Source organism: Kribbella sp. NPDC023972, assembly GCF_040639075.1.
Classification (GTDB): Bacteria; Actinomycetota; Actinomycetes; order Propionibacteriales; family Kribbellaceae; genus Kribbella.
The window spans coordinates 1-15,114 of the sequence record NZ_JBEZZH010000017.1 but is presented as its reverse complement, the minus strand read 5'-3'; the positions used below and the strand labels follow the sequence as shown (position 1 = coordinate 15,114).

The following is a 15,114-nucleotide window of genomic DNA, read 5'->3' as shown; positions in this document are numbered from 1 at the left end:
GCGTCACGAGGAAGTTGGTGGACACGGTCCGCGCATGTACCCAACGGCGCGCCAAACAGTGCGGCACTCGTGCGATTCGCCGTGTGCGTGCGGTGCCGGAGGCGCGCGTCGGCGGGCTACTCGTCGCAACCCGACGACCGACCCGCTTTCGACCACCGCCACCGCGACCACCAGTCTCCTGGACCAATGCCACTGTTACCGCGTCTGGCTCCGCGCGCGGGAGGATTGCCGGCTGGTGCTGGACCGCATCTAGGCTGCGGTGTATGACAGTTGTCGTCGCAATCGTGCATGCAGGGCTGGCGGCGGCTTGGGTGGGTGGGATGGCTTACTCGCTGTTGGTCGTGCAGCCGAAATTGAAGAGGTACTTCGGCGCGGATCAGGAAGGGCGGGAGGCGCTGACCACGGTGATTGCCTCAGGCAATCGCTGGAAGGTGGTCGGGCTGATCGCGGCGATCGCGCTGACCGGGGTGGTGTTACTGGTGCTGGAGCAGAAGCACTGGTGGATCCATCTGGTGAAGGGTGCTCTGCTGATCGGTGCGAGTGGGATCTTCTGGTACGTCTCCTGGCGACACTGGCCGCGACGGGTCTTCTCCACGGAGGCCGAACAGTTCGTGCTGCGGCGGCAACTCGTCGTACTGGCCGGCACCATGCTCGGTCTGACCGGTACGGCGTTCGCACTCGGGGTGGCCGCCACTCACCTGTGATCCGTGGAGATCGGTCCGGACGTGTGCCAGGATGGCGCATCCGCTCGGAGGAGGTGATCGCGATGGCACAAGAGACTCTGCAACTTCTGGTGAGCATGCACCGGATCGTCCGGCACCTGCGCCGGAGTCGTACGACGACGGTCCTGCACCCGACCCAGTTCCTCGCACTGATGCTGATCGCCGACGAGCAACCGATCCGGATCGGCGAGATCGCGGCCCGCGTCCCGTGCTCCCAGCCCACCGCGACCACGACCGTCGCGGGCCTCGAGGACGCCGGGCTGGTCCGCCGCGAACAGGACCCGGTCGACGGCCGCGCCACCGCGGTCGTGCTGACCGAGGCCGGCGCGGAGATGGTCGAGGCCTCCGGACAGCAGGCCGCGGAGGAACTCGCCAAGCTCCTCCGCCGCCTCGACGAAGCCGACCGCGACCTGGTCCTGCGCGCCGGCACCGTACTCGCCCAGATCGCTGACGACCTCTGAGTCAGTAGTCGCGTTCTTCGGTGTCCACCACCGCAAGCCTGGAACGACGGCGACCGTGTACGGCGGGCGCCCGGCGCGGCGTCCAGTTGGCTGCTGACCCAGAGCAGGCGCCGCGGTCGCGGGCGATGGCGGTCCGGGGTGTCTGCTCCTGGTTCCGAGTCGACGATGATGGTCGCCTCGGTCAGCTCCGGTTGAGCACGGCCAGTCTGGTGACGTACTTGCCACCGCCCGCGTCGTAGGCGACCTGGAGTTCCCGGACCGGATCGTGGTCGCCCGCAACGGCAGCCCGGGGCGTATAGGCGACGGCCTTCGAGCAGGTAGCCGTCACCGGAGAGGCTGCCGTTGGTCACCTCGAGGGACGCTGACCTGCTTTGTCGGCAGGTCGATCCGGTAGCTGGCGTTCTGGCCCTGTTCCCCGACCAGCCGGGTCTTTGCCGTCGGTGACCATGCCGTTGAGGAAGTACGGGATCCGCTGGAACTTGTCGCGGGGAACCAGGGTTCGAGTTCGCCCAGGCCGTGCCGGGTAGCGGGGCGCCCGTGCGCCGACCCACCGAAGACCTGGCAGGTCGACGCCCAGGCCGACCCCCAGGTCCGCACCCGAGCAGTTGGCCAGGGCAGCTCACCGGACGGTGGACATGCGCAGCGGCGCCTCGTGCAGGAGCCGACGGAGAGGATGCTCGCGGCGGCTCCTGCTTGAGGGCTACTCGCGGTTGAGCGTGAAGGTGGTTGTGGGGTTGTGGTTGTTGGAGAGGGTCAGGTTGTTGAAAGTGGCGTGCCTCGGGCGGGCCCTTCGCTTCCGCCGAGTTGGGTGGTCAGCGTGGCCGGGTTGGCTTTGCCTTCCCAGTACGTCGTGGTCGGTGGCCCTGGTCGCGACATAGGTGTGCACGAACCCGGACGCGGTGATCGGCTTGCCGAGCGCCAGGTTGCTGCCGGGCGCCTGAGCTGCCGTTCCGCGTCACCGTGTTGCTCTTCGCCGACTGGTTGCCTGCGGCATCTTTCGGGCGGATGAAGTGTGAGATCGACGCGCTGGCCGGCTGGTCGTCGGTGTAGGTGAGCACGGTGCCGGCCAGGCTGGTCCGCAGCTGGCCGGTGGCGTAGCCGTCGTACCCGGTGACGCCGACGTTGTCGGTGGGACGCGGTCCAGGTGAGCCGGATCTGGCCGGCGGGTTCAGTGAGGGCCAGGTCGCCCGGGGCCGGTGGGGCGTCTGAATGCGGGCACCCCAGTTCGTGGTCGGCAGTTTGAGTACGACCTGGTTGGTCGCGACCGACGAGCCGAGATCCACCTGCACCCACTGGGGGAACGCCTGTTGGCGCTCTCCCAGTAGGTGCCCTGGTTGCCGTCCGTCACGTCGGCGCGGCTTTGGGACGACCCTCCGCAGTACGGGGCTAGTGCTTGGCCGGGCCCTCGGCGCCGGCGCCGGTAAGGGCGCGGACGGAGAGCTCGTTGTACCGGCCCTCGCTGGAGCGGTCGCGGCCGAGGAAGGTTCCGAGAACACCGAACAGGAAGCCGAGCGGGATCGACACGATGCCCGGGTTCGACAGCGGGAACCAGGAGAAGTCCGCACCGGTGACCATCGACGTCGACGAGCCCGACACGACCGGCGAGAAGACGACCAGTACGACGGCCGAGACCAGGCCGCCGTAAATGCTCCACACCGCACCGGAGGTGTTGAATCGCTTCCAGAACAGGTTGAACAGCAACGCGGGCAGGTTTGCGGAGGCGGCGACGGCGAAGGCCAGCGCGACCAGGAACGCGATGTTGAGCCGCTGCGCCGGGATGGCCAGCCCGATCGCGACCGCGCCGATCCCGATCGCGGCGAACCGGGCCACCCGCAGCTCGGTCTTCTCGGTCGGCTTCTCCTTGGCCATCACGTTCGCGTACAGGTCGTGCGCGAACGACGAGGCCGACGTCAGCGTGAGCCCGGCGACCACCGCGAGGATGGTCGCGAACGCGACGGCCGCGATCAGCGCGAGCAGGATCGAGCCGCCGAGTGAGTCGGCGCCGCCGCCGACGGACTCGGCCAGCAGCGGTGAGGCCACGTTGCCCTTCGACCTCTCCACCGGGGAACCCTTGGCGGTGTCCAGCAGTGCCGCCGCGCCGAACCCGAGCGCCAGCGTCATCAGGTAGAACGCCCCGATCAGGCCGATCGCCCACTGCACCGACCGGCGCGCGGACCGCGAGTCCGGCACGGTGTAGAAGCGGATCAGGATGTGCGGCAGCCCCGCCGTACCGAGGACGAGCGCGAGGCCGAGGGACAGGAAGTCGATCTGGCCGACCAGGTCCTTGCCGTAGAGCAGCCCGGGCTGCAGGAACGCCTCGCCCTTGCCGGACTTGGAGGCGGCCGCGCCGAGCAGCTCGGAGATGTTGAAGTTGAACTTCAGCAGCACCAGGAAGGTGATCAGGATGGTGCCGGACATCAGCAGGACGGCCTTGACGATCTGCACCCAGGTGGTGCCCTTCATCCCGCCGATCGTCACGTAGACGATCATCAGCGCGCCGACCAGGACGATCACGCCGGCCTTCAGGCCTTCGTTCGTCACTCCCAGCAACAGGCCGACGAGCGAACCGGCGCCGACCATCTGGGCCAGCAGGTAGAAGATCGACACCACGATCGTGGAGGTCGCGGCAGCGGTCCGGATCGGCCGCTGCCTCATCCGGAACGCCAGCTGGTCGGCCATCGTGAACCGGCCCGAGTTCCGCAGCAGCTCGGCGACCAGCAGCAGTGCCACCAGCCAGGCCACCAGGAACCCGATCGAGTAGAGGAAGCCGTCGTACCCGTAGAGCGCGATCGAGCCGGAGATGCCGAGGAAGGACGCCGCCGACATGTAGTCACCGGCGACCGCGAGGCCGTTCTGGGCGCCGCTGAAGGACCGGCCGCCGGCGTAGTAATCGGCCGCGCTCTTGGTCTGCCGGGACGCCCACCAGGTGATGTAGAGGGTCACGGCGACCACCGCGGTGAACAACGAGATGGTCAGGGCCCGGTTGCCCGGCTCGGCGTCGGCGAGCGGGACCAGAAATGGCAGCGATGTCACCGTCGGCGCTCCCTCTTGTACTTGGCGTTCAGCCCGCTGGCCAGCGGATCCAGCTTCCGGTTCGCGAACCTGCCGTACACGGCGGCGATCAGGAACGTGGACACGAACTGCAGCAGCCCGAAGATCAGCGCGACGTTGACATGCCCGATCACCTTCTGACCCATGAAGTCGCGAGCCCAGTTGTTGCAGGCGACATAGGCCAGGTACCAGGCCATGAACGCGATGGTCCACGGCACGACGAAGTTCTTGTAGCGCCGCTTCAACTCGGTGAAGTCGGTCGCCTCGTGCACGGCCTCATAGGCGCGGGCGTCCCGCTCGCGCACCATTTCCTCGTCCATGAGTTCGAGTTCCCCTCGTGCGTGGACCCCAACACGTGCACGTTAACCTCTGGTCGCGCATTTTTGGCCTACCGCAACCAAAACGTTTCGGTCGGATGGTCAGAGGTGCGGCGCGATCGGCGCGTCGAGAGTACGGCGGTAGTTCGCCAGGTCGCTCGGTCGAGCCCGGTAACAGTCAGTGAGGTAAGGCATCCGCAGCGGTTCGGGCGGCCGGGCGGTGCTGTCGTACATGGCGTCGACCTGCTCGAGCACCGCCTCGCGACGGGACTCGGTCAGTACGGCGACCCGGGAGTGAGACAAGGCCAGTTGCCGCAGGCCCGCACGATCCAGATCCTGCCAGTGCCGGAACCGGGCGGTCTCCACCATCGCGAACAGGTCCGACTGCAGCAGGATCGGCATCGGATCGAACTGGTCGCCGCCGAGATCCTCGCCCATGATGGCGCGATCGAAGCGCCGTACCCACGGAACCACCCGGTCGGCGTCGTTCCAGAGCAGGCCGAGTACGCCGTGGGGCCGCAGCACCCGGGCGATCTCAGGCAGCGCCCGGGCGTGGTCGAACCAGTGGAACGCCTGCCCGACGATCACCGCGTCGACGGAGCCGTGCGCCAGCGGGATGGACTCGGCCGCGCCGACCATCGTGTCGATCCCGGTCCGCCGGCGGCAGACGGTGAGCATCTCCTCGGACGGATCGACCGCGACCACATCGTGCCCGAGCCCGGCCGCGACCGCGGCGAGCTTGCCGGTGCCGGCGCCCAGGTCGAGCACCTGCAGCCGGCTGGTCCTGACCTGCGCTGGGCCGAGGATCCAGGTCAGCGCCTCGACGGGGAACGTCGGCCGGCCGGCGTCGTACGCGGCCGCGACAGCGCCGAACGACTTGGCTCGGGCAGCGTCGGGCGCTGTCTCCGGGCCGGTCGCCCGCTCCGGTTCTGGATCATCGGTGGTCATCACCCTGAATCATGCCGTAGCGGCAGGCTGGCGCGCTCTCACTCGCCGAGCTTCTTCTGTTCGATGTGCGCGTTGAGCGCGGCCAGCTCCGGCCGGGCGTCCAGCAGCGCGACCAGTTCGGCGCAGCTCAGCTTGTCCGCGGCGTGGTCCTCGATCAGGGCGTCGAGCAACTTCCGGTCGTCGGCGGTGTCCAGCGTGAGCCGGTACTGCGCACCACCGCCTGACCAGGGCAGACTCACCAGCCGGATGTCGCCGGGCCGGTTCTGGTGCAGGTACGGCGTGACGTGCTCGCGGTCGGCCGGCAGCGTCGCACGCTCGTCGGCCTCGAACAGCCGGGTCGCCGAGAACACCTCGTAGTCCATCCCGCGCGGGTGGGTCCGCTCGAGGCAGTTCGACAGGTAGACTCCGGCGTCGTTCTCGGCCCGCCACCGGTCGACGCCTGCGGCAACGATCTCCGGATCGATCAGCGGGCAGTCCGACGTCACCCGGACGACACCGTCCAGCCCGTACTCGCGGGCCGCTCCGGCGAACCGGCTCAGTACGTCGTCCTCACTGCCGCGGAAGTAGGGGATCCCGGACCGCTCGGCCAGCCGGACGATCGGGTCGTCGTCGGTGTTGGTGGTCGTGGCCACGATCACCGGAAGGCCGGTACGCCGCAACCGCTCCAGGTGATGCTCGAGGTAGGTCCGGCCGCCGGCCTCCAGCAGTACCTTGGCCGGCAGCCGGGTGCTCGTCGCCCGCGCTTGCGTGACGACGGCGATCTTCGGGCCGGGTGTCCATTCGGTCAGGGCCACCGGAACATCTCCCGGATCTCGGCCGGGCAGGCGACGTGGTCGACTCCCAGCTCGGTGTCGGTGAACTCTCGGGCAATCGCGGGCGGGACGAACGGCTGGTCCAGCTCGGGCCACAGCCGCTTGATCCTGGCCTGCCCGCCGAACGAGGGGTGTTCGTTCTCCAGCACCATCGGGTCGCCGTAGACCCCGGGCTGCAGGCCGAGCGAGGCGCCGTACAGGACGGCGGAGCTGAGCCGGTTGGAGGCGACGCGCCGATGTTTGCGGAGCTCGCGCAGTTGTTTGACCAGGAACTTGGCGTCGGTACGACGCCAGTGCAGGCCGCGGTAGCCGTGGGTGATGACCCGGAAGCCGGCGTCCTTGTAGACATTGCGGATCGCCGGCTTCTCGTACTCGTTCCAGTACAGGCAGACCGTCACCGGCCCGGTCTCGTGCTCCTTGATCGAGGCAACGATCCGGCCGTGGTCGCCGAGCACGTGCTGGCCCTCCCAGCCGTGGAACGGGTAGAAGATGGTGCCCTCGGCACCTTTCTTCGGTGTGGCCAGCTCGGGGTGCACCTTGAGCAGGTACAGCCAGACCGAGCCGATCACCGAGTAGTTGCGCAGCCCCATCGAGTGGCCGCGCCGCCGGACGCTGTCGGACCAGACGTACTTCGGCATGCCCGGTGCGAACGCGGTGCCGTGGGCGAAGCCGTCCAGGATGTTCCAGCCGTGCTGGAGGTAGCCCCAGATCCGCGGCGGCTGCGCGAGTCCGGCGTACGACGCCATGATGTTCGCGTGGCCGTAGAAGTGATTGGCGTGGTGCATCAGCGGCGTACCTTCCGCAGGACGCGACGCACCCGTCGCCGGATCACCCGGGCCGGGTTCAGTACGGCGTGGCCGACCCGGTAGGGGAGCGATCGGCGGATCCCGCTGACCGTGCCCTCGAACAGGATGGCCCGCGCGCTCGCCGCGGCCAGCTCCTCGGACAGGCGCGCGACGGTCGCCAGCTGCTCGGCGCTCCCCAGCGGCCTGACCACCTCAGCCGGTGCCGAAAGCTCTTCTGTCACAGTGATTCCGGCCATCGAGGCCAGCCGAGCCGTCAGCTCCTGTACGTCGCCCCCGGCAGGCCATGGTTGCCGTGAGCCACTTTCCATCGAGCGCCGGACGAACCGGGCCAGGTGCCCGACGACATCGAGATCCTGGGCCTCCCCGAAGAGCCGGAACGACGTCCCGTCCAGGATCGCGTTGTCCGGGGAGCCGTTGCCTCCGCCGTTGAGCCAGGCGACGTACTCGGGGATGATCCGGCGCACTGCCGCCTGGTCGTCGACCTTCAAAGCGGCCAGGAGGTGTTCCTCCAGCAGGACGCCGGGACCCTCGGGGACGGCGCCGACCGGGATCGCGGTCGGCAGTTCGGTGACGCCGGCAACGAAGTACCACGCCGGTGCGAGGTCGAGCGCCAGCCCGGCCGCGGCAGAGTCGAGCACGAGCCGGTACGAGTCCATCAGAACCGGACCGGTGTTGCGCTCGGCAACAGCCCGGGCCGCGACCACACCGGCCAAGCCATCGACGGCGGTCAGGCCGACCTGAGCCTCGACGAGTGACGGGAACACCGCGTAGGTCTGCTCGATCTCGATGTCTGCGTCACGCAACGCCGCCTGCAATGGCTTGAGGCCGGCGGGAGCGGTGTCGGCGACATCGCGCGCCCAGTCCTCGTTGCGGGGGAGGGCCGCTGTGATGTCGGGCTGAATCAAGCGCTCGAAGCCGAAAGCGTTGGTCGCTCCGAACAACAGCCGGCCAGACGCAGCAAGGCGGTCCCGCACGGTCGAGAGTGCGTCTGCCCAGGTCAGCTTGGCCGTGTCGGGACCCACGAGTCGTTCCAGCCCGTCCAGCGCGACGATGACGTCGTACGTCTTCTCACTGCCGAAACGGTCCAGCGAGCCGCAGTAGACGTCGCCTTTGGTATCGGCGAGGCGTTCGGCGATCTCCTCGGCGTCCGGTGCGGAACGGACCAGGACGTCGACGGAGGTCACGCGTCGGGCGATGCCGGTGATCAGGTCGAGGGCGTGCGGACCGGCGACCAGGACGGCGTCGCCGGGTTGGAGGGCAGCGGTGAGCAGGGCCTCGGCGGCGGGTCCGGCGGCCGCGGGGCGAGCGTCGACCGGGTGCAGATCCGACCAGTTGAGCATCTCGCCGCCGACCAAGATCGATCGGGTCACATCCATCACGTTAACGAACCAGCTTCGTCAAGGTCTCGATCACCCGGTCGACGTCGGCGTCGGTCAGGTCCGGGAAGAGGGGCAGGGACAGTTCTTCGGCGTAGAACGCCTCGGCGTTCGGGCAGAGGCCGCGGCGGTAGCCCTGCCGCGCGAACACCGGGTGCCAGTAGACGGGGATGTAGTTCACCTGTACGCCGATGCCGGCTGCGCGCATGCCCTCGAAGACTTCGCGCCGGCGTCCGCCGAGGACCCGGACCGGATAGAGGTGCCAGGCCGGATCCACTCCGTCGCGCTGGACCGGCGTACGCAGGCCGTCCACGTCACGCAGTGCGTCGTTGTAACGGGCGGTGATCTCGGCGCGGCGACGTTTGAAAGCGGTCAAGCGCTTGAGTTGCGACAGGCCGAGGGCGCTGGCGATGTCGGTGAGCCGGTAGTTCACGCCGTACTCGTGCACCTCTTGATGCCACGGTCCCTCGTCGGTGATCTCGAACCGGTCCGGGTCGCGGACCAGGCCGATGAAGTGGAACTCGTGGGCCCGCCGGCCCACCGACGGGTCCTTGCAGACCACCGCGCCGCCTTCGCCGGTGGTCAGGTTCTTGGTGGGGAAGAAGGACACCGTGGTCACGTCCGCGAGGTCGCCGACCGGACGGCCGTCGGCGGTGCCGCCGATCGAGTGGGCCGCGTCCGCCAGGGTCCGAGCGCCGACGCGATCGGCCACCGGCTGCAGGGCGGCGTAGTCGGCGGCCTGGCCGGCGTAGTCGACGGCGGCGATCACCTTGGTGCGCTCACTGACCAGCGACGACACCGCCGCCGGGTCGATCAGCGCGGTGTCCTCGTCGACGTCCGCGAAGACAACCGTGGCCCCGAGCATCGCGGCGCACGAGGCGGTTGCGACGAAGGTCATCGGGGTGGTGACGATCTCGTCACCCAGTCCCACGCCGAGGGCGGCGTACGCGATGTGCAGGGCCGCGGTGCCCGACGTACAGCTGACGACGCGATGTCCGCCGGTCAGCTCGGAGACGGCCTTCTCGAAGGCCGCCACCGCCGGCCCGGTGGTCAGCCAGTCACCGCGCAGAACCGCCGTGACCGCCGCGATGTCGTCCTCGGAGATGGACTGCCGTCCGTACGGGAGCATCAGTCACTCTCGAGGATCTTGCGGATCTCGTCGATCGTGTACCACTGGTCGTTGGTGTCCGAGGCGTAGTGGAACCCGTCCGCGACCGGGATGCCCTCCGAAGGCGGGAGATAGCCCCAGGTGGCGAGGTCGGGCTGCAGGATGAACCGGTTGCCGATCGCGAGGGCGCGACGGCCCTCCTCCGGGCTGATCATCTCCTCGTGCAGCTTCTCGCCCGGGCGCAGGCCGACGTCGTGCATCTTCGCTCCGGGGGCGATCGCCTCGGCCAGGTCGGTGACCTTCATCGACGGGATCCGCGGCACGTACAGCTCGCCGCCGGTCATCAGCTCGAACGAGTCGACCACGAACTCGACCGCCTGCGGGAGCGTGATCAGGAACCGGGTGCAGCGCAGGTCGGTGATCGGCAGCGACTCGCCGGCCGCGTGCAGCGCCTTGAACTTGGGGATGATCGAGCCCCGGCTGCCCATCACGTTGCCGTACCGGACCACGCTGAAGCGGGTGTCGTACGCCGCCGCGTAGTGGTTGCCGTTGATGAACAGCTTGTCCGCGGTGAGCTTGGTCGCGCCGTACAGGTTGATCGGGCTGGACGCCTTGTCGGTGGACAGCGCCACCACCCGCTTGACGCCGGAGTCGATGGCGGCCTCGATCACGTTCTGCGAGCCGATCACGTTGGTCTGGACGAACTCCCACGGGTTGTACTCACCGCTGTCCACCTGCTTCAGCGCGGCCGCGTGAACGACGTAGTCGACCCGGTGCATCGCCCGCAGCAGCCGGGACCGCTCCCGGACGTCACCGAGGAAGAAGCGCAGCCGCGGGTCGTCGCCGAACAGCTGCCGGACCTCCCACTGCTTCAGCTCGTCCCGGCTGAACACGATGATCCGGCGCGGTTTCAGCTGGTCCAGGGCGTGCCGGACGAACGCCCGGCCGAAGGACCCGGTGCCGCCGGTGACGAGAATGTCGGAGCCGGTGAGGATGGACACGTCGGCGGACCCTTCTGACGGACAGTTCCGACGGACAGTTCTTGTGGCAGCACGCACAGTGCAGACACGAACAATAGCTGCCCGCTTCCACGCCCCCTCAATCCCGCGTCTCACCTCGGCGTGATCAGACCGACCCGGGGAAAGTAGGTCCGGAACCGCCTGGTGTCCCGCGTGATCACCTGGTAGCGCTGCACCGCGGCGTGTGCGCCGATGTAGAAGTCCGGCAGTGGAGAGGTCTTCACGCCGCCTCGCCGACGGTACGTGACAAACGCGTGAGCGGCGAGGAAACCGGCCTGGAAGGGCAGCGGCTCGCGCCGGAAGTCCATCACCGGGAGCGCGGCGTCGACGTCCTCGATCCGGTCGAACCCGGCGCACACCTCGGCGTAGATGATCGGATTGATCACCAGCTCGCCCTCATCGCGTGCCTGGGCGACCGCCTCCGCGGACCAGTCGCCCCACTCCTGGTCGTCGGTCAGGATGTCGAGCAGGACACACGTGTCGACCAGGACGACTGGCTGCGTGGCGGGCTCACTCGCCACGCAGCAGCTCCATCAACTCCTCGGTGCTCATCCCGGTGGTCGCCCGGCCGCGCATCTCCCGCACCAGCCGCCGGCCGCGGGTCTCGGCCTCCGCCACGCGCACGATTCGCAGCCCGTCCGCCGCTTCGATCACTGCCACTTCGTCCCCCTCGTGGAGATGGTGCTTGCGCCGGAGCTCGGCCGGGATCGTCACCTGGCCCTTGCTGTTCAGTCGCATCGTAGCCTCCTACGTAATACGTCTCCTACGTATTACCAGCTTATCCACAAGTGCGGATCCTCACCGAGCCCTCCGGCCGGAAAGCGGATATACGGAACAGATACGGTCGGGGGCGTGGAGCGCGTCGGGGTTCGGTGTGATGTGGGGCCGGGGCGGGGGATCGGGCATGTGATGCGGTGCCTGGCGCTGGCGGAGGAACTGCTGCGCCGCGGGGCCGAGGTGGTGTTCGTCTGCGACGCGCACACCGTGCCGTGGGCCGAGGCGCAGATCGCGGCCCGCGGGATCGCGGTGGAGCACGCGGTCCGGACGCCGGCCGAGCATGTCGCGCTCTTCAAGCGGTTGCGGCTGGATCGCGTCGTCTTCGACTCCTACGACCTGGACGCTGCCGTCTACCGGGCGGTCCGCGCGACCGGCGTACCGACGCTGGCGATCGTCGACGGCGAGTTCCGCGGCGCGGAGGCGGACGTGCTGGTGGACCAGAACCTGGCGGCTGAGCTGGACCATCCGCGACTCCCCGGCAACGCGGTGAGGCTCGCGGGCCTCGGGTACGTGATGATCCGCGATGAGATCCTCGCCCTCCGCCCGCTCGAACCGCCCGTACCCCGCCCCACCGCGGTACCCAAGGTGTTCGCGTTCTTCGGCGGGACCGACGCGTTCGGCGCCGGTCCGTACGTCGTCCAGGCTCTCTCGGCGACCGGCGTACCGTTCGAAGCAACCGTGGTCGCGCCTCGACTGCAGCTCGCCGACCAGATCCACCAGGTGGAGCTAGGTCCGCAGCAAAGGGTCGACGTGATCGGCCCGACCGACCGGCTGGCCGCCGCGGTGCGTGCGGCCGATCTGACCATCAGCGCATCGGGTACGTCGACCTGGGAGCTGCTGTGTCTTGGTGCGACGGCCGGGCTCGTGTGCGTGGTGGACAACCAGGTGATGGGCTACGAGCGCGCGATCGCCACGGGTACGGCCGCCGGCATCGGCGTACTGTCCGACCTGACAGCGGACCCGTCCGCGGCCGCCGCGGTGCTCAAACGACTGCTGACCGATCCGGCCGAACGCGCCCGGCTGGCCGCGGCCGGCTGGAAACTTGTCGATGGCAACGGTCGTGCCCGGGTCGCGGACGCGCTGCTGGCGCTCACCTGATCTCGTAGATGGTCGCGTCCATGGTCGCGTGCCGGAGCCGGACGTAGTTGCGCAACACGGGTGACACCTTCCCGGCCCGGTGGTCGGCGTACAGCCAGCGCACGCCCGCCTTCCGCAGCCGCTCGATCGCGGCCGGGGTCGGTGCCGTGAAGGCTGCGTCGTTGGCGGCGAGCTCTTCGCGGTTCCAGTACGGGATCAGGCTCGGGTTCGCGTCGGTGGTGAGCGCGATCCGGTTGGCCTGGTTGGAGTAGGACCAGCCCTCGATCAGTACCGGCCGCTCGGACAGCGCCGCGATCCAGAAGTGCCGGCTGTCGCACCGTCCGCCTTGCTGGATGATGCAGTGCGCGTTGGTCGCCACCAGCTCACCCGGCTGACTGTTGCGCCGCAACCACCGCGCCGCGCCGGCTTCTGCCGCGGTCGCCCCACCCCGGCCGGGATGCGCGAAGACCAAGTCCGAGGCCTTGTCGGAGCCGACCGCCTGCAACGGAACCAGCGTCGCCCCGATCATGCTCGCCGCCACCGCGGCGGCGAGGAATGCCACCACGATGCTCCCCGGCCGCCGCAACACCTTCCAGGCAAGGGCGATCACCATGGCGACGACGCCCAGAGCAGCGGCCGACCACAACCAGGGACCCTTGATCCCCCGCAGTTCAGCCGATTCGGCCCGGGCGACCGCAAGCGCCACCAACCCGCACAACCCCGCGGCTCCAACGAGCACCACCGCGCGTCGATCACCGAGCCGCCCGACCAGATTGGCCAGTCCGACACACGCCAGTACGGCGATCACCGGGAAGGCCGTGCGGATGAAGTACAGCTGACTGATCCCCGACTGAGTCGTCATCAGCGTGCCCAGCAACCCCGCGACCGCGAAGCCGATCAGGAACACCGTTGCCGGGTCGCGCCCCGTCCTCCCTGAAGAACGCCGTCGGCCCAGGAACAGCAGCCCCGACGCCCCGAGTGCCCAGCTCAGCAAGGTCGTCGCCGCCGACAGCAACTGTGCGTGCGGTTCGGACCCGAGCATCGAGTACGGCGCCAACTGGACGAACGTCTGGAACGGCTTCACCTCCGTCCCCCACGTGCTGCCGCCGAAGATGGCGACCAGGGCGGCCAGGAAGATCACGAACGACAGCACGCCACCGATGAACGCCGTACGCGTGCTCTGGCGCGTCATCGCCAGGTGCACGAACGCGATGCCGAACCCGAACCCCAGCAGCGGAAGGATGGTCGACTTCGCCCCGGCCGCGACCAGCGCGAGCACGACCAGGAGCACCCAGCGACTCCGTGGCCGATCCGACCGCAGCAGGTCGACCACCACGACGCACAACGCCAGCGCGATCAGGACGCCGAGATTCTGCGTCGGACTCAGGTACGCCGCGACGGCGGTCGAGATCCCACCCAGACCGGTATCGGCCAACGGCTGCACGGCTCCGCCGAGACCGGCGATCAGTACGGCGAGCGGCCCGGCCCAGGTCGCGCCCGACTCGGCACTCGGGGTGAACCTCGTGGTCAAGGCGTAGACGAGCCCACACCCGGCCAGGAACAGCGGTAACCAGGTCAGCGAATGGATCAGATCGGTGAGGTCGATCCGCGTCGCCCACGCCGTCGCGGCCGTCGCCTGGTGGTAGAACGAGTGATACTTCATCGGCTCGCCGCCGAGCCACAGGGTAGAGATCGGTACGTCGTACTTCGCACTGGCCGCGAGCGCCTGCTGGAACGCGAGGTCCGGGTACGAGTGCAGCGGGTCGGTGTACGCCGGCAGGAACTGACCCGGTCCGCGGCGATAGACCACCAGGACGACGATCGAGGTGGACGCGGCGAGCAGCCAGGCCTGCACCGGCCGGATCGGTTGATCGACCCGCCGCCAGACCCGTGCCCGAACGTCGCTGTCCGCGAACGAGATCAGCAGTACGACGGGCACCCAGACCCAGGACCACGCCTGTAGACCGATCGACGCGCTGGCCAGGTAGACGACGATCTGCGCGGCGGTCCCGACAGCGAAGCCGGCCGCGAAATCCTCGACCAGGTTCCGCCCGTAGCTACCGATCAGCCGCCACAGGACGAACCCGGGCAGTGCGATCCCGAGGCCGGTGAACAGCACGAACCGGCCGACCTCGGTGACCGTCGAGTGCTGGAAGAGGAGCACGATCGCCAGGACCATGACGGCGATGCCGGCGAGGAGACCGGACAGGGAAGGCGCCGCCCTCCGCGGCCCCCGCCGCCTCGCCTTCGCGCGCATGTCGTAACAGTAATGTGAAGACCGGGGCGGGGGATGGGGAAAGTATCTGTTGAGTCATGTCACGAGTGCGTAGCGTGACTGCGAGTAGTGTCCCGGTCGGAGGTCTTGATGGGAACCGAGCAGCCGGTGCTCTCTGTCGTCGTACCGATGTACGACGAGGAGGAGGTGCTGCCGATCTTCTTCGAGCGGATGCATCCGTTGCTGGACGGGTTGGGGATCGGCTACGAGTTGCTGGTCGTCGACGACGGGAGTCGGGATCGGACGGCGGCGTTGTTGTTGGAGGCGGCGAGGGTTTGGCCGCAGTTGCGGGTGGTGCGGCTGTTGCGGAACAGCGGTCATCAGGCGGCGCAGTCGGCGGGGTTCCGGCGGGCGCGGGGTGAGTT

17 protein-coding genes are annotated in these 15,114 nt (G+C 68.8%); 4 read left to right on the top strand and 13 right to left on the bottom strand.

The window, feature by feature from the left end; all coding sequences use genetic code 11:
* The first annotated feature begins 263 nt into the window (after window positions 1-263).
* Together AB0F43_RS37200 and AB0F43_RS37195 are read left to right on the top strand one after the other, a co-directional pair.
* Window positions 264-704, top strand: a complete 441-nt coding sequence (locus tag AB0F43_RS37200) for a hypothetical protein (RefSeq protein WP_360488324.1) — start codon at window positions 264-266, stop codon at window positions 702-704.
* Window positions 705-766: 62 nt separating this feature from the next.
* Window positions 767-1,183, top strand: a complete 417-nt coding sequence (locus tag AB0F43_RS37195; RefSeq protein WP_360488321.1) for a MarR family transcriptional regulator — start codon at window positions 767-769, stop codon at window positions 1,181-1,183.
* A gap of 181 nt (window positions 1,184-1,364) precedes the next feature.
* On the opposite strand, the gene AB0F43_RS37190 is transcribed toward AB0F43_RS37195, so the two are convergent.
* From AB0F43_RS37190 to AB0F43_RS37135, 12 genes are all read right to left on the bottom strand, one after another.
* A complete protein-coding gene (locus AB0F43_RS37190) occupies window positions 1,365-1,511 on the bottom strand; it encodes a hypothetical protein (protein ID WP_360488318.1) in 147 nt (48 codons plus the stop codon).
* Between the two features lie 484 nt (window positions 1,512-1,995).
* Window positions 1,996-2,472, bottom strand: a complete 477-nt coding sequence (locus tag AB0F43_RS37185; RefSeq protein ID WP_360488315.1) for a hypothetical protein — start codon at window positions 2,470-2,472, stop codon at window positions 1,996-1,998.
* A 97-nt stretch (window positions 2,473-2,569) separates the two neighbouring features.
* On the bottom strand, window positions 2,570-4,216 hold the full coding sequence (locus AB0F43_RS37180) for a cation acetate symporter (RefSeq protein WP_360488311.1): 1,647 nt from the start codon (window positions 4,214-4,216) through the stop codon (window positions 2,570-2,572).
* Window positions 4,213-4,554 carry a DUF485 domain-containing protein gene (locus tag AB0F43_RS37175; RefSeq protein ID WP_360488308.1) on the bottom strand — a complete coding sequence of 114 codons (342 nt, stop codon included), beginning with the start codon at window positions 4,552-4,554 and terminating at the stop codon, window positions 4,213-4,215. Before AB0F43_RS37175 ends, AB0F43_RS37180 begins: the two co-directional genes overlap by 4 nt.
* A 99-nt stretch (window positions 4,555-4,653) precedes the next feature.
* Window positions 4,654-5,499 (bottom strand): class I SAM-dependent methyltransferase, encoded by an 846-nt coding sequence (locus AB0F43_RS37170; protein ID WP_360488305.1) that lies wholly within the window; start codon window positions 5,497-5,499, stop codon window positions 4,654-4,656.
* Between the two features lie 38 nt (window positions 5,500-5,537).
* Window positions 5,538-6,293, bottom strand: a complete 756-nt coding sequence (locus tag AB0F43_RS37165) for a glycosyltransferase family protein (RefSeq protein ID WP_360488302.1) — start codon at window positions 6,291-6,293, stop codon at window positions 5,538-5,540.
* A complete protein-coding gene (locus tag AB0F43_RS37160) occupies window positions 6,284-7,096 on the bottom strand; it encodes a hypothetical protein (protein WP_360488299.1) in 813 nt (270 codons plus the stop codon). The genes AB0F43_RS37165 and AB0F43_RS37160 overlap by 10 nt, the downstream gene beginning before the upstream one ends.
* A complete protein-coding gene (locus AB0F43_RS37155; RefSeq protein ID WP_360488296.1) occupies window positions 7,096-8,487 on the bottom strand; it encodes a hypothetical protein in 1,392 nt (463 codons plus the stop codon). Before AB0F43_RS37155 ends, AB0F43_RS37160 begins: the two co-directional genes overlap by 1 nt.
* A 10-nt stretch (window positions 8,488-8,497) precedes the next feature.
* Window positions 8,498-9,622 (bottom strand): aminotransferase class V-fold PLP-dependent enzyme, encoded by a 1,125-nt coding sequence (locus AB0F43_RS37150; protein WP_360488293.1) that lies wholly within the window; start codon window positions 9,620-9,622, stop codon window positions 8,498-8,500.
* Window positions 9,622-10,602 carry a UDP-N-acetylglucosamine 4,6-dehydratase (inverting) gene (gene pseB / locus AB0F43_RS37145; RefSeq protein WP_360488290.1) on the bottom strand — a complete coding sequence of 327 codons (981 nt, stop codon included), beginning with the start codon at window positions 10,600-10,602 and terminating at the stop codon, window positions 9,622-9,624. The genes AB0F43_RS37150 and pseB overlap by 1 nt, the downstream gene beginning before the upstream one ends.
* A gap of 110 nt (window positions 10,603-10,712) precedes the next feature.
* Entirely contained in the window at window positions 10,713-11,141 is a 429-nt protein-coding gene (locus AB0F43_RS37140; protein WP_360488287.1) for a type II toxin-antitoxin system VapC family toxin, read from the bottom strand.
* Window positions 11,131-11,358: an AbrB/MazE/SpoVT family DNA-binding domain-containing protein gene (locus AB0F43_RS37135; RefSeq protein ID WP_360488284.1), complete on the bottom strand. Its 228-nt coding sequence runs from the start codon at window positions 11,356-11,358 to the stop codon at window positions 11,131-11,133. The genes AB0F43_RS37140 and AB0F43_RS37135 overlap by 11 nt, the downstream gene beginning before the upstream one ends.
* A 114-nt stretch (window positions 11,359-11,472) precedes the next feature.
* On the opposite strand from AB0F43_RS37135, the gene AB0F43_RS37130 reads away from it, so the two are divergent.
* Entirely contained in the window at window positions 11,473-12,495 is a 1,023-nt protein-coding gene (locus AB0F43_RS37130; RefSeq protein WP_360488281.1) for a spore coat protein, read from the top strand.
* Here AB0F43_RS37130 and AB0F43_RS37125 read toward each other — a convergent pair.
* Window positions 12,488-14,731: a hypothetical protein gene (locus AB0F43_RS37125; RefSeq protein WP_360488278.1), complete on the bottom strand. Its 2,244-nt coding sequence runs from the start codon at window positions 14,729-14,731 to the stop codon at window positions 12,488-12,490. The genes AB0F43_RS37130 and AB0F43_RS37125 overlap by 8 nt on opposite strands.
* A gap of 108 nt (window positions 14,732-14,839) precedes the next feature.
* On the opposite strand from AB0F43_RS37125, the gene AB0F43_RS37120 reads away from it, so the two are divergent.
* Window positions 14,840-15,114: glycosyltransferase (locus AB0F43_RS37120; protein WP_360488275.1), on the top strand; the 275-nt coding region annotated here is incomplete at its 3' end.

Excerpts from the sequence above, each read along its gene's own strand:
- AB0F43_RS37150 (WP_360488293.1), bottom strand. The coding sequence starts at position 9,622 with ATGCTCCCGTACGGACGGCAGTCCATCTCCGAGGACGACATCGCGGCG.
- AB0F43_RS37175 (WP_360488308.1), bottom strand. The coding sequence starts at position 4,554 with ATGGACGAGGAAATGGTGCGCGAGCGGGACGCCCGCGCCTATGAGGCC.
- AB0F43_RS37160 (WP_360488299.1), bottom strand. The coding sequence starts at position 7,096 with ATGCACCACGCCAATCACTTCTACGGCCACGCGAACATCATGGCGTCG.
- AB0F43_RS37125 (WP_360488278.1), bottom strand. The coding sequence starts at position 14,731 with ATGCGCGCGAAGGCGAGGCGGCGGGGGCCGCGGAGGGCGGCGCCTTCC.
- AB0F43_RS37170 (WP_360488305.1), bottom strand. The coding sequence starts at position 5,499 with ATGACCACCGATGATCCAGAACCGGAGCGGGCGACCGGCCCGGAGACA.
- AB0F43_RS37195 (WP_360488321.1), top strand. The coding sequence starts at position 767 with ATGGCACAAGAGACTCTGCAACTTCTGGTGAGCATGCACCGGATCGTC.
- AB0F43_RS37135 (WP_360488284.1), bottom strand. The coding sequence starts at position 11,358 with ATGCGACTGAACAGCAAGGGCCAGGTGACGATCCCGGCCGAGCTCCGG.
- AB0F43_RS37200 (WP_360488324.1), top strand. The coding sequence starts at position 264 with ATGACAGTTGTCGTCGCAATCGTGCATGCAGGGCTGGCGGCGGCTTGG.